We start from the raw sequence: 21968 nt of genomic DNA on the forward strand, positions 1-21968 counted from the left end.
TAGATTTATAACTTTCGTATTTTTTTTATAGATAAAAAAAGGAGATAGTATAGAAAATAATAAAATAAAAAGTTATAAATCTACCCTCACCACCCCTCACCCTTGACCCATATCTTATAATAAAAAGATAACGGGGAATCTTAAAAACTCAATCATCTTTTTCAGATTTACCACAACGTTTTCAGAATACTCCATTATTTTATTCAAAACGGTACCGGCATGAACAAGATTCCCCTCTGTGTCCTCTGCGTCCTCTGTGGTGAATAAATGAACTTTATAAAGCGACTATTGTTTTCTTCAAACCTAAACTTTTAACGAATAAGCATTATGAAGATACAGACGGGACGAGGAACAATTCCTCTTATCACTTTAATTGCCATTTGGTCTATTTCGGCATTGACTTCATTGCCGGGACTCGCTGTTTCACCCATATTGGGTGACCTTACAAAGATATTTCCGAAAGCTACGGATCTGGACATACAGATGTTGACATCACTGCCATCATTGCTCATCATACCTTTTATATTGCTGGGTGGTAAACTGACGGAGAAAGTCGATTATGTCCGTGTATTGAAAGTCGGACTCTGGCTTTTTGCTGCAAGCGGTGTTCTGTATTTGATATCCAATCGAATGTGGCAGTTGATTGTGGTTAGTGCTCTGCTCGGCATCGGGTCCGGACTTATTATCCCTTTGTCTACCGGATTGGTTTCCAGATATTTTGTGGGAACTTATCGGGTGAAACAGTTCGGGTTGAGTTCGGCCATTACTAATTTCACGTTAGTGATAGCAACTGCCGTGACAGGCTATCTGGCAGAAGTCAGTTGGCACCTGCCTTTTCTTGTTTATCTTCTTCCGTTGGTTTCCATTCTGCTGGTGGGACATTTGAAAGAAGACCGGTCCGGAGAAGCCGCTTTAACGGCATCTTCTTCGTCTGATACTGCTACTACTACGGCGGCAAATGTAGCAACTGCGAATGCGGCGACGGTGACTGTGCCGGAGACGAGTTCAGCGGACGACAGCAAAGCTGCCCGACAGTCTGCCATAGACATTGGAGGCAGTAAATATGGTATTCACATCAAGCATCTGATAGAATTGATGCTTTTCTATGGGGTGATTACATATATCGTGGTAGTAGTGATCTTCAATCTGCCTTTCCTAATGGAAAAGCATCACTTTTCCAGCGGTAATTCCGGACTGATGATTTCGCTTTTCTTCCTGGCTATCACGGCTCCGGGCTTCTGTCTGGATAAAATTGTAGGCTTGCTTAAAGAACGTACGAAGGCATATAGCCTGTTGTCGATGGCATTGGGACTATTATTAATTTGGATAGCTCCGATAGAGTGGCTGATTATTCCCGGGTGTATTCTGGTCGGTTTAGGGTATGGCATTATCCAGCCCATGCTTTATGACAAGACCACGCAGACCGCATTACCGCAAAAGTCCACATTAGCTTTGGCATTTGTGATGATGATGAACTACCTGGCTATTTTGCTCTATCCCTTTATCGTCGATTTTTTCCAGTGGGTATTCCATACCCAATCGCAAGAGTTTCCGTTTATCTTTAATCTGCTGATTACTGTTGTTACTCTTTTCTGGGCATATAGGCGCCGTCATACCTTTTTGTTTAACGACCAATTGAAATAAAAAATGAAGAATAAGAAACTGGAAGCCAATCTTAGCATGGCCGTCTCGAAAGTTTTTAGCGGGTTAAATATGAATGCCCTGAAGTATCTTCTGCCTTTGTGGATGAGTCCGCTGACAGGAGCAACCCTTCGCTGCACGTTTGCAGCAGCAGCCTTTTGGGTAATCGGGTGGTTTATGCCTCCGGAAAAATCATCCGCCAAAGATAAATGGCTCCTTTTTCTGTTGGGGGCCTTGGGACTTTATGGCTTTATGTTTCTTTACCTGGCCGGATTGAGTAAAACAACTCCTGTTTCCAGCTCTATTTTTACCAGCCTCCAGCCTATTTGGGTTTTTCTCATGATGATATTCTTTTATAAGGAGAAGGCGACCACTAAAAAATAATAGGAATTTCTATCGGCTTGATAGGAGCATTGGTTTGTATTTTAACCCAGCAAAGCGATGATTTGGCGTCCGATGCTTTCACGGGAAATATGCTTTGTCTTCTTAGCTCTGTGGTATATGCTGTCTATCTGATTCTTAGTCAGCGTATCTTGACTGCTATCGGAGCAATAACCATGTTGCGCTATACTTTTTCCGGTGCTGCTGTATCTGCTATAATAGTAACGTTCATTACGGGATTTGATGCTCCGGTATTCTCCATGCCGTTCCATTGGACACCTTTCCTTATCCTGATGTTCGTATTGATTTTCCCGACCACTATCAGTTATATGTTGTTGCCTGTCGGTTTGAAATATCTGAAGACAACGGTGGTTGCCATTTATGGTTATCTGATTCTGATTGTGGCAACTATTGCCTCCCTTGCTTTGGGACAAGACCGTTTTAGCTGGACGCAGACGTTTGCCATTATTTTTATCTGTATCGGAGTTTATTTGGTAGAAGTTGCCGAAAGTAAGGAGCGATAAAAGTTTCTCGGTGTGGAACAGGTTGTTCCTCGGTGAGGAACACTTCGTTTCACACCGAGGAACACTTTGTTTCAAGGCATGGAACAAAAAAAGAGCGTCCTTCACAGAACGCTCTTGCTTATTTCATCATCATGTTTTATAGAGAGGAGTTGATTGCTTGTGCTATGGACTTGAATTCTTCATCCGACAATTTCAGTTTCGGATTCGAGAACAACATATCCGATTCCTTTTGAATAGGAATTAAATGAATATGTGCATGAGGAACTTCCAGTCCGATAACCGCTTCGCCCACCTTTTTACAGGGGAAAGCTTTTTCAATGGCACGGGCCACTTTCTTTGCAAATACATGCATAGCAGCCAGGTCCTCATCGCTCAAATCGAAAATATAGTCTACTTCCTGTTTGGGCACCACCAATGTGTGTCCCTTTACCAACGGATTGATATCGAGAAACGCAAAAAACTTTTCGTTTTCCGCCACCTTGTAGCAGGGGATTTCGCCTGCGATGATTCTACTGAATATTGTTGCCATAACTTTTATTGATAAATGAAGGCAAGCCCCACAAGGAGACCTGCCTTTACGTTAAATTGATATGTTTACTACTTCCAATGCAATTTTGCCTTGTGGAACAGTGATTTCGGCTACATCACCCACTTTCTTGCCAAGCAGACCTTGTGCAATCGGGGTGTTAACGGAAATTTTTCCTTCCTTCAGGTTAGCTTCACTTTCGGAAACGATGGTATAAGTCATCTTCATACCGTTCTTTACATTCTTCAGTTCCACTTTATTTAAAATCTGCACAGAATCTGTTTTCAGCTTAGATTCATCAATGATTTTTGCGTCTGCAATGGTAGCTTTCAATTTGTTGATGCGCATTTCAAGCATACCCTGCGCCTCTTTGGCGGCATCGTATTCTGCATTTTCCGACAAGTCTCCTTTATCTCTGGCTTCGGCTATTGCCGCAGAGATCTTCGGGCGTTCCACTGTTTCCAGTTCCTTCAGTTCCGCCATCAGTTTCTTGTAACCTTCTTCTGACATATAAGCCATGATGTTTTCCTCCTTTAATTGTTTTAAATGGTCATATAAACAAAAAAGAATTCCAACATGAGCCATGTTGGAACCCTCTTATCATTATTTCTTTGCAAAGATAGACTTTTAAGTGATACGTGTCAAGTGAAAAAAGATGCTATGTAACATATTTAAATGAAATATGCTAAATTATAACAACTTAGAGCAATGACTTGACAGCTGCTTCCAAATTCTTGATATCTTCGCCACGAAGCTTCAATTCGTTGTTACGGTTAATCAAAAAGATAGATGGAACTTGACGAACATTATATACAGCCACGTTGGTAGAATACACTCCGTTTCCATCGCGTACACAAACCCAAGGAAGGTTGTCTGCCGCAGTTTTCCAGTAGTGTTCGTCCGCATCGAGAGATACCTGGTATATTTCCAGTCCTTGTTTTGCGTATTCATTATATAGTTCGCGAAGCATCAGGTTGTGAGGAGATCCGGCAGGCGACTGGAATACAGAGAAATCGAGCAATACGACTTTTCCTTTTAGGTCGGTCAGTTTGCGCACATTTCCTTTCACGTCACGCAGGGCGATGTCGATAATTCCGGTTTCCACTATTTTCTCTTGAGGAATCTCCAATGCTTTCGCCTGTGGCTGGCGTGTGTTCTTCATCCCCTTAATTACAATATTATAAAGGTTCTTGGAACGTACGGCATGAGGGAACGCATTGTTGAGGCTCGTAGCAACAGCAGCGAAGCATTTCACATCATCTTTATTGTTCAACGGATCGAATATCAGGTAATTATTGAGTTTTTGGAACAGGGCAAAGTAAGCGGCTGCCGTGTTGGGAGCAGCGAAAATATAGTTCACTTTGACATCTTCCTTGTAATTGTTGAGCAACGTTGCCAGACTGTCTTCAAACACATCATGCCCCATTCTGTTACTGCGTAAAGCTGCCAGCAAGTCGTCCACCTCTTTTTGCAGGCGGATCTGCTTCAGCGTCAGCTCTTTTATCTTGTTGCTGTTTTCCGAACCTTCCACCGTGTAAGTTGTGGAGAAATCCACATACGGCGCTTTGATCTGAATCGTTTCGATAGAATCTACAGAAAAATTGATGATTTTGTCGTCAATCCGCAAGCGATAAAATTCGGGTGATTCGGGACGAGGCTGCTTGAAACTGAATGTACCTTCCCCCTTCAGCTTCACTGAATCGAGCGGAACAATACCTTCCAGACCGGAAGCTTCGAGATAAAGCATTTTACCATCGGCTCCTGATACATCCCCGTTCACCTGGAATTTAGGACCGGAACTACAAGCAGTAATAGTAAGTGCGGCGAGCGCTGCAAAAGTAACCTTTTTCATATAGTGTGTGTTATTAACGAGATGCAAATATACTTCTTTTCGAGATTAGTCAAAGCATTTTGCCGGGTTCTTCATCCTAATTTTGAAAAAAAATCAGTTCACCACTAACTTTTTACCTCATTTCCACCTGATTACCACGATAAATGTATATCTTTGCAGGAATTTTGAAAGAAAAAGTATAGATAAAACAATTTTTATGATTAACCCAATTGTTAAGACAATCGAGTTACCTGATGGAAGAACCATCACACTCGAGACGGGAAAGTTGGCAAAACAGGCAGACGGTTCTGTAATGCTTCGCATGGGCAACACCATGTTGTTAGCTACTGTTTGTGCCGCTAAAGATGCAGTTCCCGGAACAGATTTTATGCCTTTACAGGTAGAGTACAAAGAAAAATTTGCGGCATTCGGCCGTTTCCCTGGTGGTTTCACCAAGCGAGAAGGTAGAGCTTCTGATTATGAGATTCTGACTTGCCGTCTTGTAGACCGTGCTCTCCGTCCTTTATTCCCCGATAATTATCACGCAGAGGTATATGTGAACATCATCCTCTTTTCTGCTGATGGTGTGGATATGCCGGATGCATTGGCAGGACTTGCCGCTTCTGCAGCACTTGCCGTTTCAGATATTCCTTTCAACGGACCGATCTCTGAAGTGCGTGTAGCGCGTATCGACGGTCAGTTCGTTATCAATCCTACTTTTGAACAACTGGAAAAAGCTGACATGGACTTGATGGTAGCCGCTACTTATGAGAACATCATGATGGTAGAAGGTGAAATGCATGAAGTATCTGAAGCTGAATTGCTGGAAGCAATGAAAGTGGCTCACGAAGCTATCAAGATTCATTGCAAAGCGCAGATGGAGTTGACTGAAGAGGTTGGAAAAACTGTAAAACGTGAATACAACCACGAAGTAAACGACGAAGACTTGCGCAAGGCTGTTCGCGAAGCATGTTACGACAAGGCTTACGCAGTTGCCGCTTCCGGAAACAATAACAAACACGAACGTTTTGCTGCTTTCGAAGCGATCCGCGAAGAATTCAAAGCTCAATTCTCTGAAGAAGAGTTGGACGAAAAGGCTGCATTGATCGACCGTTACTACCACGATGTAGAAAAAGAAGCCATGCGCCGTTCTATTTTGGACGAAGGTAAGCGTCTGGATGGTCGTAAGACTACCGAAATCCGCCCGATCTGGTGTGAAGTAGGTCCTCTGCCTGGCCCTCACGGATCTGCTATCTTTACTCGTGGTGAAACACAGTCATTGACTTCTGTTACTCTGGGTACAAAACTGGATGAGAAGATTATCGACGATGTTTTGGAACACGGAAAAGAACGTTTCTTGTTACATTATAACTTCCCTCCTTTCTCTACAGGCGAAGCAAAAGCACAACGTGGTGTAGGCCGTCGTGAAATCGGTCACGGTCACTTGGCTTGGCGTGCTTTGAAAGGACAGATTCCTGTTGACTATCCGTATGTAGTACGTGTGGTTTCAGATATCCTCGAATCTAACGGTTCTTCTTCTATGGCTACCGTATGTGCCGGCACATTGGCATTGATGGATGCAGGTGTGAAGATCAAGAAACCGGTATCGGGTATCGCTATGGGATTGATTAAGAATCCGGGCGAAGAAAAATATGCTGTATTGTCTGATATCCTGGGTGACGAAGACCACTTGGGAGATATGGACTTCAAGGTGACCGGAACAAAAGACGGTATCACTGCTACACAGATGGATATCAAGGTAGACGGTCTGTCTTATGACATTCTGGAACGTGCTTTGAACCAGGCTAAAGAAGGACGTATGCATATCCTTAATAAGATTACTGAAACAATTGCTGAACCACGTGCCGACCTGAAAGAACATGCTCCACGTATCGAAACGATGACAATTCCTAAAGAATTCATCGGTGCTGTGATTGGCCCTGGTGGAAAGATCATCCAAGGTATGCAGGAAGAAACTGGTGCTGTGATTACTATCGAAGAAATTGATGGTATGGGACGCATCGAAGTTTCCGGAACAAACAAGAAATGTATTGATGATGCAATGCGCATGATTAAAGCAATCGTTGCTGTTCCTGAAGTAGGCGAAGTTTATAAAGGTAAAGTTCGTTCTATTATGCCTTATGGTGCATTTATCGAATTCTTGCCGGGCAAGGATGGTTTGCTGCACATCTCCGAAATTGACTGGAAACGTCTGGAAACAGTAGAAGAAGCCGGAATCAAAGAAGGTGATGAAATCGAGGTAAAACTGATTGATATCGATCCGAAAACTGGCAAATTCAAACTTTCAAGAAAGGTTTTGTTGCCAAGACCGGAAAAGAAGTAAGAAAGCGATAGCTTCTATATATAATGAAGGCTGTTTCAAATTTAATTTTGAAACAGCCTTCTTTTTTATTAGTATCCTCCGGAGTTGAACTGTTTTATATATAGAGTTAGTATATATTAGATTTATCCAGTTTATTAAAACCTTTAAAAAGATGAAAGACACCTTATTATATCCTCCCCAAAAAAAGAATCGGAAAGTACCCCCATACTTCCCGATTCGAAACAGTCAAAAATCGACCTTAATCAATTTATTAACTTAACACGTCGCAAAGATATGAGAAAAATTTCTTTGAAAGAGCTTTTTTATTTAAAAAGTTTATGATACAGGCAAATATACCTGTTAATAAGGTCGTTTTTCTTGCTTTAAAACCAAAGCTTCACTCCTTTTAAAGGAACGACCCCTTCCTTTAAAAGGAAGAGGCCGTTGGTTCTAAAGAAATCTGGTGGGGTGTTTATATAGAAATTTGGATTAATGATTTTTCAATTATATAAATCCGTTTACAAGTTTGTTTTATACTCCTCTTTTATTCGTATTATGTGTGCGAAGTTCTTTTCCAGTAATTCATTTAACTCATAATCTGAAAAACAAGCTCCTAAATAGATCGTGCTTTCTGCTTCAAAATCAAATGATTCGTTGTCTTCATTCACCACAATCTCAATTTTTCCTTGTGCATCTGTAGAGATCACTGCATTGTATTTAGTCATCAATTCTTTGAGCTCTTTTATGAACCTGTATTCTTTATTTGTCAATATTCTTTTCATGTTCGTAAGCTCTTTTGTTTTGTTGTCCTTTTGTGCGGTAAAGTTCGTGATAATTTAACACATTATACGCTGTTTGAAGTATTCATTTTATTCTATTTGTCAGGTTGTAATATTCATTTTATCCATATTATCACATCTATTCGTTTTTTTCGTATATTTGCTTCGAGCGAAACTTTTCATTTGTATATTTGTTGGATTTTAAAAAGAAAGAAAATAAAAATGGAAACAGAAGAATTGACAATTGGGAGAGTCCATCACGGACGCAATATACGTCGTACCCGTATTGAAAAGAATATGAACCAGGAGGGTTTGAGTGAATTAGTACATCTCTCACAACCTGCTGTTTCTAAATATGAGAAGATGAAGGTGATTGATGATGAGATGTTGCAACGCTTTGCACGTGCATTGAATGTCCCTTTCGATTATCTCAAGACTTTGGAGGAGGATGCACAGACGGTGGTGTTTGAAAATAATACGGTGAATAATTCAGAACAAAGTGCAGGTGGGGCAAACATCAGCATGGGTATAGTTAAGTCTGATACCGAAGATAGTATTAATGATAGTCGAGTTAACAACTTCAATCCTATCGACAAAATCACTGAACTCTACGAGCGTCTTTTAAAAGAAAAGGATGAAAAGTATGCAGCATTAGAACGCCGTTTGCAGAATATTGAAAAAAGTCTGCAGAAATAAGAGACAGATAAATTGAAAGGAATCGCAATATGATGAAACAAATACCTTACGGAATAACTGATTTTAGCCGAATTCAGAAAGAGAATTATTATTATGTAGATAAGACAATGTTCATTGAAAAAATAGAGATGCAACCGCCTTATCTGTTTCTGATACGTCCTCGTAGATTTGGGAAGAGTCTGACTTTGGCTATGTTAGAGGCCTATTATGACGTAAATCATGCTGAACAGTTTGACGAGTTGTTTGGTCAGCTATACATAGGTCAGCATCCGACGAAGCTTCACAATCAGTTTCTCATCATGCGATTTAATTTTTCGGAAGTGAGTTCCAATGTCAACGAAGTAGAACTATCGTTTAAGCTACATTGTTGTAGCAAACTTAAAGATTTTGTCTTTAAGTATGAAGATTTGTTAGGAAAAGAAATTTGGGATGTTCTTGATGAGAAAATACAAGAAGAACCCGGTGCTTTTCTGTCTGCGATTAATTCCTATGCTACCCGTAAGAAAAATATTCGTATTTATTTACTCATTGATGAATATGATAATTTCACCAATACCATTCTTTCAACTTACGGTACGGAATTTTACAGGAAAGCAACGCATGGCGAAGGTTTTATTCGTGGCTTCTTTAACGTGATAAAATCCGCTACTACCGGAACCGGAGCTGCTCTTGAACGGTTGTTTATTACCGGAGTGAGTCCGGTGACGATGGATGATGTAACTAGTGGCTTTAACATCGGAACCAATATCACAAATGATTCATGGTTTAATGATTTGGTTGGATTCAGTGAGAATGAGTTGCGTGAGATGCTGGAATATTATAAAGAGCAGGGAGTACTTCAAGAATCTATAGATGAAATAGTTGCCATGATGAAACCCAATTATGACAATTATTGCTTTAGTGAAGATACATTGGAACAGTGTATGTTTAATTCTGACATGGCACTTTATTTTCTGAAATCTTTTGTACTTCATCATAAAAAGCCTAAAGAAATTGTAGACCCTAACATTCGCACTGACTTTAACAAGTTGGCATACTTGATAAAATTAGATCATGGATTGGGAGAGAATTTTTCTGTTATAAAGGAAATAGCCGAGCAAGGAGAGATTATTACTGACATTGTTACTCATTTTTCTGCATTGGAGATGACGGACCCCAGTAATTTCAAGTCTTTATTATTCTATTTCGGACTTCTTTCCATCAAAGGTGTAGATATGGTGGGAAGACCCATCCTGCATGTACCGAATTTAGTTGTAAGAGAACAGCTTTTTAACTTCTTGATACAAGGCTACATCAAGCATGATATCTTTAAAATAGACATGAACAAGATGAGTGCTTTATTTGAGAATATGGCTTTCAGAGGAGATTGGAAACCTTTGTTCGATTTTATCGCCAACGCTGTTCGTGAGCAAAGCCGTATTCGTGAATATATTGAAGGTGAAGCGCACATTAAAGGCTTCTTGCTTGCTTATTTAGGAATGTATCGTTATTATCAACTTTATCCGGAATACGAATTGAATAAAGGCTTTGCAGATTTCTTCTTCAAACCTAGTCTGTCGGTTCCCGTACTTCCTCCTTTCACCTATCTGCTTGAGGTGAAATATGCAAAAGCCGGTGCTTCGGAAAAAGAAATACGTGCCCTTGCTGATGAGGCGCGCGAACAGTTACTTCGTTATAGTGAAGATGAGCTGGTGGCAGAAGCCAAGGCGAAAGGTGAACTGAAGTTAATTACTATTGTTTGGCGTAGCTGGGAGCTTGTTTTATTGGAGGAGGTAACTCTTTCTTAAGAAATAAGTACCATAAATGTTATTGTAAGGTTTGCGGTTCATCCATTTTACCTAATTCTTGAAATGCTCATAAATAAGGAGATAACAGATAAAAGTATAAAGTAAAATAAGGTGAAACCGATAAATCAATAGTTTATGTTACTTATAAACTTGTATCGGCAATTCTCCTTTCAATGCTCCTATGGCATTAAAAGCTAACGACTCCATTTCATTCTCTCCCGGATAAACATAGATGGGAGCCAGGAAAGAGATTCTTTTTTTCAGCCTTGAAACCACATAGTCCGAATAAGCGATTCCTCCTGTCAGGAGGATAGCATCTACTTTCCCGCAAAGTACAGTAGCACTGGCGCCTATCGCTTTTGCAACATTATAAATCATGGCGTCCAGTATTAATTCCGCCTTTTTATCTCCTTCTTCTATCGATTGGATGATGGCAGGCACATCGGTCGTACCTAAATGAGCAGTCAATCCAGCACGTCCGGAAATACGTTTCTTCAATTCGTCTTTGGTATGCTGACCGCTAAAACAAAGGTCGATCAGTTGACCGGCAGGAAGTGTGCCGGCGCGTTCCGGTGAGAAAGGGCCTTCGCCGTCCAACGCATTGTTGGCGTCGATGGCTCTTCCATGGTGATGGACTGCGACAGAAATACCTCCTCCTAAATGGCAGATGATTAAATCCAACTCTTCGTATTGCGTCCCTTGTTCTTTGGCGAAACGCCGCGCGATTGCTTTTTGGTTCAAGGCGTGCCAGATGGTAATTTTCGGCATTAACGGAGAACCTGTAATGCGGGCTATGTCTTCCAGTTCATCCACCACTCCCGGATCAGCGATGAAAGCCGGGCAATCGGGTAGGGTGGCGGCCAGTTCGCTGGCAATCAGTCCTCCTAAGTTGCAGGCATGGGTACGCATGGCATGCACTGTATCACGTTTCATGGCATCGTTCACCTCATACACTCCGCCCGGTATCGGTTTCACCAAACCTCCGCGTCCGATGATTGCGTCAAAAGAAAAAGGAATCTTGTTATTCTCCAATTCTTGTAATACCAGATTTTTGCGGAATTCAAACTGATCTATTACCTCGGGAAAAGCAGACAGCTCTTCTACGGAATGTTTTATATTGCTGATAAATAACGGAGTCTCGTTTTCGTAAACCGCAATCTTTGTAGAAGTTGAGCCGGGGTTGATAACCAGTATTTTCATGAATGGTGAGTTTTAAATGGTGAATTTAGAATGATGAGTTGGTGACCTGACTGGCCTGTTTTCTGCACTCGCAATCTCCTGACACTTGTAAGCATGCCATCGCAATGCTATAATATTTGGACAAGCCGGAATCGCTACGCGACGGAAGTACTACAGGACAAATAGGTCCTTGCAGTAATCCTGCCATCTCTGCTTTTGCAAACAGGGAGACAGATTTGTAGAATGCATTGCCCGATTCGATGTTCGGGAATATCAGTACGTCTGCCTGTCCGTTGATAGGAGATACAATCCCTTTAATATCACCACTTGCCTGTTCGCACGCAGTACGTACATCCAGCGGGCCGTCAATAATCACATTTCCGAATTCTCCCGCTTCGGCAAGCTCTACGATATTCACATAATCTAATGAATGAGGGAACTTGGCACTCACTTTTTCCGTACAGTGAATCAATGCGACACGCGGCTGCTCGATGCCAAAGTGGCGGCAGGTACAGATAGCATACCAAATCATCTCTATGCGTTGTTGTAGCGTGGGACGCGGAATGACCGCAGCATCCGAAAAGAAAAGCAGTTTATGATAAGTAGGAATTTCCATCACTGCCAAATGCGTGAGGATTTTTCCTTTCGGCAACAACCCTTTTTCTTTGTCGAGTATGGCGTGCAGTAAGTTGTCTGTATTGATAATCCCTTTCATCAAAATATCGGCTCCCCCTTCGCGAACGATACGGACAGCCTCGCGTGCCGCTTCGTCCGGATTTTCGATATGGATAGTTTTTACATATTCGGGATATTGTTTGAGCGTGGGATATTTCTTCAGAATTGTAGAATCTCCAATCATAAGAAATTCTGCAATTCCCTCTTCCAGCGCACGAGAGATGGCATACTCTGTGTTAGGATCGTTGGCACAGACCACGGCAATTCGTTTTCTATGGTTTAGTTTTTTGAGATGGGCCGTTAGCTGGGCAAAATTTAGAATAGGTTCCATAACGTTAGATTTTTAGCAAATATCAGAAAAATGATTGAAAAAATAACGATTATAACCCGAAAAAAATGCACCCGTTATGTAACATTTTGCTATATTTCATTTGTTTTGACTGTTGGATGTGCATGGAACCGTTTTTTCCTGTATTTTTGCAGATGAAAACAAATGCATCCGGGCAGTCTGGTATTTTATCAACGAAAGTCAATTAAATAAGAATATATATGGATATTCAATTTCCTCCCTTTTTGCAGAAAGGTGATAAAGTGGTTATTGTATCACCTTCGAGTAAGATAGACCAACAATTCCTGAAAGGAGCCAAGAAACGGATAGAATCATGGGGCTTGAAAGTGGCTATGGGAAAATATGCCGGAAGTTCATCCGGGAGATATGCCGGAACAATCAGGCAACGGCTGAAAGATTTGCAGGACGCGATGGACGACCCTGAGGTGAAAGCTATTCTGTGTAGTCGCGGAGGGTACGGGGCGGTACATTTGATTGATAAAATTGATTTTACGGCTTTTCGTGAACATCCGAAATGGTTACTGGGTTTTAGCGATATAACAGCGTTGCACAATCTGTTTCAGAAAAATGGATATGCTTCCCTACATTCGTTGATGGCCCGTCATCTTACGGTAGAACCGGAAGATGATCTTTGTACGAACTATCTGAAGGATATCTTATTTGGAAATATCCCTTCTTATACGTGTGAGAAGCACAAACTGAATAAGCAGGGGACTGCACAAGGCGTTTTGCATGGTGGTAATATGGCGGTAGCATACGGTTTGCGGGGAACTCCATACGATATTCCGGCAGAAGGGACGATACTGTTTATTGAAGATGTCAGCGAACGTCCGCATGCCATCGAGCGTATGATGTATAATTTGAAATTGGGAGGCGTGCTTGAAAAACTGTCCGGACTGATTATCGGCCAATTTACGGAATATGAAGAAGACTGTTCGTTGGGTAAGGAATTGTATGCAGCTTTGGCGGATTTAGTAAAAGAGTATGATTATCCGGTCTGCTTTAATTTTCCGGTAGGACACGTGACTCATAATCTGCCGCTTATAAATGGCGCAAAAGTGGAACTTGTGGTCGGAAAGAAAAATGTGGAACTGAAGTTTATATGTTAATAAACCATTCCATCTGAACGATGCTGTGATGAAAATAACTAATTTTGAAGCCCTAATAGATGAAAGGACGATGAAAAAGAAAACTATGATAGTATTAATGAGTGCCTTTTTGTTATTATCAGCATTCTCTTGCGGAGGAGGTAATAAGGCAAATAGTACGAGTGAACAAAGCGAAGAGACAGCAGTGAATGTACCTCAATTTGATGCGGATAGTGCTTATTTGTATGTAAAGAATCAGGTGGATTTCGGGCCTCGTGTTCCTAATACAAAAGAACATGTTGCCTGTGGCAATTACCTTGCCGGTCAGTTGGAGGCTTTCGGTGCTCAAGTGACTAATCAATATGCCGATTTGATTGCTTATGACGGAACTCTGTTGAAAGCGAGAAACATTATCGGTTCTTATAAGCCGGAAAGCAAAAAACGAATCGCTCTGTTTGCGCACTGGGATACACGTCCATGGGCTGATAACGATCCTGACGAGAAGAATCATAATACTCCGATTTTGGGTGCCAATGATGGTGCCAGTGGTGTAGGGGCTTTATTGGAAATAGCTCGCTTGGTCAATCAGCAACAACCGGAGTTAGGTATCGATATTATTTTGCTGGATGCAGAGGATTATGGTGCGCCGCAGTTCTATACGGGGCAGCATAAAGAGGAATTCTGGTGTCTCGGATCACAGTATTGGGCACGCAATCCTCATGTGCAGGGATACAATGCACGTTTTGGCATCCTGCTCGATATGGTGGGCGGTGAAGGTAGCGTGTTTATGAAAGAGGGATATTCTGAAGAATTTGCTCCCGATATAAATAAGAAAGTCTGGAAAGCGGCGAAGAAGATTGGCAACGGGAAGACGTTCATGGATGGTAACGGAGGATTTGTTACCGATGACCATCTGTTCATTAATCGCTTGGCACGTATTAAAACAATCGATATTATTCCATATAATCAGGAGGGTGACTTTACTCCGACATGGCATACCGTCAATGACAATATGGAGCATATAGATAAGAATACGTTGAAAGCAGTAGGCCAGACGGTATTGGAAGTGATCTATAATGAGAAATAACAGGATTAAATAATTATTTATAATGTCAATTAATGAATTACAGGACGAAGTGATTGCAGAATTCAGTGACTTCGACGATTGGATGGACCGTTATCAACTACTTATTGACTTAGGAAATGAGCAGGAACCACTTGAAGAAAAATATAAGACGGAACAAAATCTGATTGAAGGATGCCAAAGTAGGGTGTGGCTTCAAGCGGATGATGTAGATGGTAAAATCGTTTTTAAAGCGGAAAGTGATGCTTTGATAGTCAAAGGAATTATTGCCTTATTGATTAAAGTCCTTTCAGGACATACTCCTGATGAAATCTTGAATACAGATCTTTATTTTATAGACAAGATTGGGCTGAAAGAGCATCTGTCGCCAACGCGTAGCAATGGTTTGCTGTCGATGGTGAAACAAATACGAATGTATGCACTAGCATTCAAAGCAAAAGAGGGGAAGTGAAAAACTTCCCTTTTTTTATGGTTGCTTTCTGGAAGTCAGATTGTTCATGGTCAGTATGGTGCAGATAAGTAGCAGGATTGAACCGACCAGAGTGACGAGATACGGGCTACCGTTAATCAGGTCATCCATATTCTCGGCTTCGGGATATTTGATGCTAAGATATACGGATAGCGAGTTGTTGAGCACGTGCATGAGTATACAAGGTATCAGGCTGCCTGTTTTGTAATAAGTCCATGCCAGCAGGATACCGATCAGAAATGCGGGAAGGATCTGGGCTGGATTTATATGAAAGACGCCGAACAGAAGCGCGGAAATCAGAATGGCTTTAGTCGGATTATATTGTTGAAGTAAAGCGCGGGTGATTGCTCCGCGAAACAAGATTTCTTCAAGTACAGGACCGATGATAGCTATTGCAAGAATACCGCCCCAACCGGATTGGAGAATGTCGAAAGATTGCTCCATGATGTTGGGTATCCAGTCTAGCAGTCCCATAAGTGCAGATACCAGAAAGCCAGCGGTGAGAATAGCCAGCCCGCTACAAATTAGGAATGGCACTGATACAGGCGACCATGTCGCTTTCTTTTTACTGATATAGCCGGCTTTCCATAGATAAATACCCATCATAATCTGACCGGCTAATTGGGCCGGAATCATAATCATTTGCGTCAGAGCAACCTTATCCAAATCTCCTGTGGTGACTAACAAATAGATCGTACAGGGAATCATAATCAGGATAGGGGCGACAATCTGCGCAATGAGAAGGTCTATTAATATCAGTTTGATAGCCGTTTTCATTGGTCTTTAGTTAGTTGTAAAGAAACTATAGATAAACATAGCTAACATCGAAATAGCTATTACCACCAAAGAGATGCTCATAAATGACTTTTGCATAAGAATCTATTTTTAAATTATTATTGTTCGGTTATTATATTATTTATTTTGTTTCTCTGCTGTTACTGCCTGCCTTGCTGGCAAGAAGAATAGCTTCTGTCTCTTCTGCATCTTTATGGAGTTGCACTATTAACTCGTCGATACTGGAGAATTTCAGTTCGGGACGTGTCCGTTTTACAAAAGTAAGCCGGATGAATTTATCGTATATGTCCGAATGGAAGTGAAGGATATTCACCTCAATGGTCCGGTTAGGGCCATTATCAATCGTCGGGCGGACACCTATGTTCAGCATCCCCATATATGTCTTTTTATCAAATGTCACCCATACGGCATATACCCCGTCCGCGGGGATCAGTTTATCAGGATCATCCACACTTAAATTGGCCGTTGGAAAACCAATTTTGCGGCCTACCTGATAGCCGCCTACTACTATTCCGTCCAGGAAGTATTCATATTTCAGGCAATCGGCAGCCAAGTCCACTTCTCCTTGATGAAGAAGTTTGCGGATCAGGGAAGAGCTTACCGGAACGTTGGGTATGTTCTCTATTTCTATATTGCTGGTATATGCTTTGGCGCGGATCACTTCTATGCCAATTTCTTTCCCATAGCGTACATAATCCTCGAAACCTTCGCTGCGGTTGTGCCCAAAACGATGGTCATAGCCGATAACCAGGTATTTTACCTGGTAACGTTCTTTTAACAGCTGCGTCATGAACTCTCGGGCAGTAAGCCGGGAAATTTCTGGAGTGAAATCAAGCATCAGACAGTAATCTACCCCGATGTTTGCCAGCAGCCTTATTTTTTCTTCCGGGGTAGTCAGAAGTTCCGGACGATAATTCGTGTTCATCACTTTGCGGGGATGAACGGGGAAAGTAACCAATGCAGAGCGTAGACCTTTGGCGGCGGCTATCTCTTTCACTTGCTGAATCAGATAGCGATGTCCTGCATGTACTCCATCAAAAAAACCGATGGTAGCTACACTGGGTTCCGGGTTAATAGCCGATGTGTCACGTATAATCTGCATATCTCTAAAATTATTTGCTGTTGAAAAGATGGCTCCAGTTTTCGCCTGCTTTTGCTGTATAAGTGATAATTCCTAAATTTTGCGCTGCCTTACAGTTCATCTCGGAATCATCGATGAAGAGTGTTTCTTGCGGCTCGATACCGGCATCCTCTATGATTGCCTTGAAGATCTCCGGTTCGGGCTTGGCCATTTTCATTTCAAAAGAGAGATATGTTTTCTCAAAATAGTCTTCCACCCTAAATGTGCGGTAGGGAAACAGATGAATACATGTCCAGTCCCAGTGGATTTGGTTAGTATTGCTCAATAAATAGACGACATATTTCTCACGTAATTTTAATAATAAATCAAGTTTGTGTGTCGGTATGTCTACTAAAAAACTATTCCAGGCTGCATCTATTTGTGTGTCGCTCACTGCTTTGCCTATCATTTTACGAACTCCGTCACGGAATTCGGCGGGTGTAATCAGTCCTTTTTCCTGTTGCATCAGGAGTCCGTTCGGATTATGGATATCCAGTAGGTCCTCCACGTTCCGGAGCCCTAATTTCTGAAAGTTCTCAATGCAACGTTGGCGGTCGAGATTGATAAGTACACCACCCAAATCAATAAGAAGGTTTTTTATTCCTTTACTTTTCATTTCTGTTTTTTTTGTGAATAATACGTTGAACAAGGCGAATAAGTTCTCCAACCCATAACACCGTGGACGAAACGCCTATAATAAGAAGCCAGGTTTGCCAGTTGAGCGGCTCCGTACGGAATACAGCTCCACCGAACTGTACGATCAGGAATTGTCCGGCAAGAATAGCCAATACAATAAGTTCCATACCATACGATTTGGAAAGTCCCTTGAATGCCGAATCGGTAGTGCCGAATACACGGGCATTGAACAGATTCCAGAATTGCAGCATGACAAAGAAGGTGAAGAAAATGGTCAGGTTGTGTATATCCATACCTTCCGTGCTGTGGTCGAAATAATAAATCATTCCGAGCAGTACGATGAGGAAGATGGAGCCTACACCTAATATATTAGACTGCATTGCCTTACTGATAATAAAATCAGTGCTTCGACGGGGTTTCTCAAGCATCACGGTTTCGCTGGGCGGAATGGAAGCAAGTGCCAAAGCGGCAAAAGTGTCCATAATCAGGTTCACCCATAACATTTGTGTTACAGTCAGCGGAAGTTCCGTACCGATCACAGAACCTAACAAGACAATGAGCAGTGCTACGAAGTTGATCGTCAGCTGGAAAACAATGAAACGCTGGATATTCTTATACAGGGAGCGTCCCCACATAACGGCAGTTCCGATACTGTTGAAGGAGTCGTCGAGCAGGGTAATATCGCTGGCCTCTTTGGCTACAGAAGTACCTGTACCCATTGATAAACCTACTTGGGCATGATTCAAAGCCGGAGCGTCGTTGGTTCCGTCTCCGGTTACGGCTACGACTGCTCCTTTTTGCTGAAGCAGCTGTACCAGACGTTGCTTGTCAGTCGGGCGGGCGCGGGACATGATTTTTAAATCCATCACTCTATCCGATGCTTCTTCATCGCTCAATTCAGCAAATGCAACACCAGTGATTCGATTTCGTTCGGTATCTGTTTCGGGGTTCCAAAGACCTATCTGACGTGCGATTTCCGTTGCAGTTCCCGGAGTATCACCGGTCACGATCTTGATGCCGATACCTGCGGACTGGCATTTAGCAACCGCAGCAGGTACGTCCGGACGAATCGGGTCGGAGATGGCAACTACTCCCAAGAAATTCAGGTCGTTGGCTGAAACCAGTTCCGTACAATCGTTTGGCTCATTTTCTCCGACAATCTTGAATGCAAATCCAAGTGTGCGCATAGCCATATTCTGATAGCCCAACAGTTGTGCTTCTACTGTGGAACGATATTCTACGGCGTCCACTCGTCGTCCGTCCAAGACAACTTCTTTACACTTGCCCAAAACAATTTCCGGGGCTCCTTTTATATAGAGTATTTTTTTCCCGATCAGTGGCGAGTCAACAAGGGTTGCCATGAATTTCCGTTCGGTAGAGAAAGTGAGTTGGTCGAGGATCTGTGCTTTCTCGCGAAGTTCCAGATAATTTTTTCCCTGCTTGTTAAGCCAGAGTAATAAAGCTACTTCGGTGGGATTTCCTACTCCTTTCGGCTTCTCACCGGTCGTTGACTCTTCGAGGAAAGCGGTTGAGTTAGCGCTGATTCCTTCTGCAATGAGTGTGCTGATATCATCGTCGGACAAAACACTGCCATTTTTGATGCCGTAAAAATTAGGCTCGTGCACTTGCATGAGGTTTTGAGTCAGTGTACCGGTTTTATCCGTACAAATCACGGTGATGGCTCCCATTGTTTCGCAAGCGTGCATTTTCCGCACCAGGTTGTTGGTAGAAAGCATGCGGCGCATATTCAATGCCAGACTAAGCGTAACACTCATTGGCAATCCTTCGGGCACAGCTACCACAATCAGCGTAACTGCCATCATAAAATATTTCAGTGTCCGTTCGAAAACAGGAAGCCACTCGTGCCATCCGTTCAGTGAACCGAAATCAAAGAATAACAATACGTCTTTGACAAAGAAAATAAGGAAAGCGAGACCGGCAACGGTAAAACCAATCTTTCCGATGAGGTTTGCGAGTTTGGTCAATTGTATGTTCAGCGGAGTAGGTTCGAGATTGTCTTCCGTGCTTTGTCGGGCTACTTTCCCGATTTCAGTAGCATCTCCCACATGCAGCACGCGCATGGTGCCATGACCGTCCACCACTGTCGTTCCACGCATCACCAGATTGGAAGCATAAGTTGCCTCTTCATCAAAGTCAGCTTCTACAGTTGTTTTATTAATAACGGGTTCGCCTGTCAGATTAGATTCGTTTACTTGCAAAGAGATGGCTTCCAGCAGTTCTCCGTCGGCAGGAATTTCTTCACCGGTTTCCAGAATTACAATATCACCTACCACTATGTCTTTGCGGGGAATTTCTTGTACACGTCCGTTTCGGATCACTTTTACTAATGTTTCTTCATTGACTGCATTCAGCAGATCAAACTTTTTGCTGGCATCATACTCGAAAAAGAAACCGATTCCGGTGGCCAGTAAGATAGCTGCTATAATTCCGATTGTTTCAGCGTATTCGTTCTCGATGATAGAAATGATTAACGAAAAAGCGGCTGCTACTAATAGTACGCGTACAACCGGGTCTTCAAATTTTTCCAGATAAAGTTTCCAGAGGGAAGGACGCTTGGGAGGTGTTAACAGGTTAATACCATTTTTCTCCCTGCTTTGTAGGACTTCGTCATCCGTAAGTCCTAAATGATAATAGTCATTTTTATTTGTACTCATGCAGATACATGCGTTTAGTTTGAACCGCAAAAATACAACATAAAATTGTGATAAATTGTTTAATTAAAACTTTTTATGAAGTCGAATTTGTTACCGTGGTTTACCACATGTGCGATAAGGAATTGTAAACCAGAATGTAGAGCCTTCACCTTCTACGGAATCCGCACCAATCTGACCGCCTAGTTTCGTGACAATGGTTTGAGAAATAGAGAGTCCCAGTCCGGCTCCTTTCTTATCTTTGTTCAGTTTTACAAAGCGCTCGAATACATCCGGTAGTTTTTCTGCCGGAATTCCGGCTCCGGTATCTTTTACATAAAAGTAAAGTTCGGTATCTCTTGCCTCATATCCGATGCGGATACTACCTTCATGGGTGAATTTAATGGCATTACCGGCAAAGTTGGAAAGCACCTGTGCCACCCGGTTACGATCCGTTTGAATCATGCACGAAGAACGAGACGGTTCTGCTATAATTTGTATCTTTTCTCCAGCGTCATTGACTCTCATCTGGAAAAGTTGTTGTAAATCTGAAAGCAATAGATTGACGTCGACCGTTGTCTGTACAAATTCCAAGGTTCCGGCTTCGATTTTGGACATATCCAGAATGTCGTTGACCAACTGCATCAGGAGATCAGCATTCATTTTTATGATTTCCTGGTATTGAGCCTTTTCCTCTTCGGTATTTGCGCTGCCTAACACTTCTGCAAATCCGGTAATAGCGTTGAGAGGAGTACGGATCTCATGGCTCATATTAGCTAAAAAGGCAGATTTTGAAATATCCGCTTTTTCAGCTTTTTCTTTGGCTAGTCTCAATTCATTTTCGGCCTGTTTCCGTCGGGTGACGTCATGTACGGTGATAACCATATTCTCTTCTTCATTGAGAAGGAAGTAGGAGCCGGATATTACTGCGTCACATTCCACAGTCGTATTATCCGATGTGACTACGGATAAAGTTGCTTCGAGATCCGTGAAGTTCCGTCTCTGTTCGAAGGCCTGACGTATGGCAGTACGTATCGGACAGGAACCGCAGAAGCTATGTGTGCCGCAGCCTCCTTCGGCAGCCAATGCGTTACGGCATTGCAGCAGGTCGCCCACTCTTTTTTCTTCTGTTCCTTTTCTGGTTCCGGTTTTTTGGTAATAGTTGGTCTTCAGTACTTTAAAATCGTTATCTATTAGCAGAATAAAAGCATGTACATTCTTTAAAACGGCACCGGCGATATGGCTGGTACGTTCCAACTTTCTGGATTCACGGAACAATCGTTGTTGCATCCGTAGGCATTTCCTGCGTTCCCATAAAAAACTGATTAGTAGGACTGCGCATAAAACTATTAAAGTTGACAATAGTGCTATAAGCATAGTATAATATTGTTGTTTTAGCTTGATAATATGACTACAAAGATAGCTTTTTTCTTT

General features: G+C 42.1%; 18 protein-coding genes and 1 pseudogene. 8 read left to right on the forward strand and 11 right to left on the reverse strand.

Annotated features, from left to right (window positions below):
* The first annotated feature begins 327 nt into the window (after positions 1-327).
* Positions 328-1644, forward strand: a complete 1317-nt coding sequence (locus tag KFO40_RS03680) for an MFS transporter (RefSeq protein WP_211146079.1) — start codon at positions 328-330, stop codon at positions 1642-1644.
* Between the two features lie 3 nt (positions 1645-1647).
* Positions 1648-2546: pseudogene (locus KFO40_RS03685) on the forward strand (DMT family transporter).
* Between the two features lie 136 nt (positions 2547-2682).
* Here the strand turns inward: KFO40_RS03685 and KFO40_RS03690 are convergent.
* From KFO40_RS03690 to KFO40_RS03700, 3 genes are all read right to left on the reverse strand, one after another.
* Complete coding sequence (locus KFO40_RS03690) at positions 2683-3075, reverse strand: HIT family protein (protein ID WP_008026146.1); 393 nt, start codon at positions 3073-3075, stop codon at positions 2683-2685.
* 51 nt (positions 3076-3126) lie between these two features.
* The gene (gene greA, locus KFO40_RS03695) at positions 3127-3591 is read right to left on the reverse strand and encodes a transcription elongation factor GreA (RefSeq protein ID WP_032811363.1); all 465 of its coding nucleotides are present in this window, start codon (positions 3589-3591) and stop codon (positions 3127-3129) included.
* A gap of 181 nt (positions 3592-3772) precedes the next feature.
* Positions 3773-4924, reverse strand: coding sequence for a TlpA disulfide reductase family protein (locus KFO40_RS03700; RefSeq protein ID WP_120069099.1), 1152 nt, complete (start codon positions 4922-4924; stop codon positions 3773-3775).
* Between the two features lie 196 nt (positions 4925-5120).
* Between KFO40_RS03700 and pnp the strand changes: the two genes are divergently transcribed.
* Complete coding sequence (pnp, locus tag KFO40_RS03705) at positions 5121-7247, forward strand: polyribonucleotide nucleotidyltransferase (RefSeq protein WP_117685059.1); 2127 nt, start codon at positions 5121-5123, stop codon at positions 7245-7247.
* 497 nt (positions 7248-7744) lie between these two features.
* Here the strand turns inward: pnp and KFO40_RS03710 are convergent, their stop codons facing one another.
* Positions 7745-8008: a hypothetical protein gene (locus KFO40_RS03710; protein ID WP_049701207.1), complete on the reverse strand. Its 264-nt coding sequence runs from the start codon at positions 8006-8008 to the stop codon at positions 7745-7747.
* A 219-nt stretch (positions 8009-8227) separates the two neighbouring features.
* On the opposite strand from KFO40_RS03710, the gene KFO40_RS03715 reads away from it, so the two are divergent.
* Positions 8228-8701, forward strand: a complete 474-nt coding sequence (locus KFO40_RS03715; RefSeq protein ID WP_004316645.1) for a helix-turn-helix domain-containing protein — start codon at positions 8228-8230, stop codon at positions 8699-8701.
* Positions 8702-8730: 29 nt separating this feature from the next.
* The gene (locus KFO40_RS03720) at positions 8731-10488 is read left to right on the forward strand and encodes an ATP-binding protein (protein WP_211146080.1); all 1758 of its coding nucleotides are present in this window, start codon (positions 8731-8733) and stop codon (positions 10486-10488) included.
* 138 nt (positions 10489-10626) lie between these two features.
* Here KFO40_RS03720 and buk read toward each other — a convergent pair whose 3' ends face one another.
* Together buk and KFO40_RS03730 are read right to left on the reverse strand one after the other, a co-directional pair.
* On the reverse strand, positions 10627-11688 hold the full coding sequence (buk, locus tag KFO40_RS03725) for a butyrate kinase (RefSeq protein ID WP_008018575.1): 1062 nt from the start codon (positions 11686-11688) through the stop codon (positions 10627-10629).
* Positions 11689-11713: 25 nt separating this feature from the next.
* Entirely contained in the window at positions 11714-12673 is a 960-nt protein-coding gene (locus KFO40_RS03730) for a phosphate acyltransferase (RefSeq protein WP_008026160.1), read from the reverse strand.
* A gap of 218 nt (positions 12674-12891) precedes the next feature.
* Here KFO40_RS03730 and KFO40_RS03735 point away from each other — a divergent pair, with 218 nt between their 5' ends.
* The 3 genes from KFO40_RS03735 (at position 12892) to KFO40_RS03745 (ending at position 15314) form a co-directional block, all read left to right on the forward strand.
* On the forward strand, positions 12892-13800 hold the full coding sequence (locus KFO40_RS03735; protein WP_015531658.1) for an LD-carboxypeptidase: 909 nt from the start codon (positions 12892-12894) through the stop codon (positions 13798-13800).
* 70 nt (positions 13801-13870) lie between these two features.
* The gene (locus KFO40_RS03740; RefSeq protein ID WP_004316652.1) at positions 13871-14866 is read left to right on the forward strand and encodes a M20 family metallopeptidase; all 996 of its coding nucleotides are present in this window, start codon (positions 13871-13873) and stop codon (positions 14864-14866) included.
* A gap of 22 nt (positions 14867-14888) precedes the next feature.
* Entirely contained in the window at positions 14889-15314 is a 426-nt protein-coding gene (locus KFO40_RS03745; RefSeq protein WP_004316653.1) for a SufE family protein, read from the forward strand.
* A 15-nt stretch (positions 15315-15329) separates the two neighbouring features.
* Here KFO40_RS03745 and KFO40_RS03750 read toward each other — a convergent pair whose 3' ends face one another.
* From KFO40_RS03750 to KFO40_RS03770, 5 genes are all read right to left on the reverse strand, one after another.
* Positions 15330-16109, reverse strand: coding sequence for a CPBP family intramembrane glutamic endopeptidase (locus tag KFO40_RS03750; RefSeq protein WP_008026168.1), 780 nt, complete (start codon positions 16107-16109; stop codon positions 15330-15332).
* Between the two features lie 139 nt (positions 16110-16248).
* Positions 16249-17229, reverse strand: a complete 981-nt coding sequence (locus tag KFO40_RS03755; RefSeq protein WP_117684712.1) for a bifunctional riboflavin kinase/FAD synthetase — start codon at positions 17227-17229, stop codon at positions 16249-16251.
* 10 nt (positions 17230-17239) lie between these two features.
* Entirely contained in the window at positions 17240-17863 is a 624-nt protein-coding gene (locus KFO40_RS03760) for an HAD family hydrolase (protein ID WP_117684711.1), read from the reverse strand.
* The gene (locus tag KFO40_RS03765) at positions 17853-20558 is read right to left on the reverse strand and encodes a calcium-translocating P-type ATPase, PMCA-type (protein ID WP_211146081.1); all 2706 of its coding nucleotides are present in this window, start codon (positions 20556-20558) and stop codon (positions 17853-17855) included. Before KFO40_RS03765 ends, KFO40_RS03760 begins: the two co-directional genes overlap by 11 nt.
* Before the next feature lie 90 nt (positions 20559-20648).
* Complete coding sequence (locus tag KFO40_RS03770) at positions 20649-21824, reverse strand: sensor histidine kinase (RefSeq protein WP_087323313.1); 1176 nt, start codon at positions 21822-21824, stop codon at positions 20649-20651.
* Positions 21825-21968 lie beyond the last annotated feature (144 nt).

Origin of the sequence: Bacteroides sp. 1001302B_160321_D4, from assembly GCF_015667765.1 — a bacterium.
GTDB lineage: Bacteria > Bacteroidota > Bacteroidia > Bacteroidales > Bacteroidaceae > Bacteroides > Bacteroides xylanisolvens.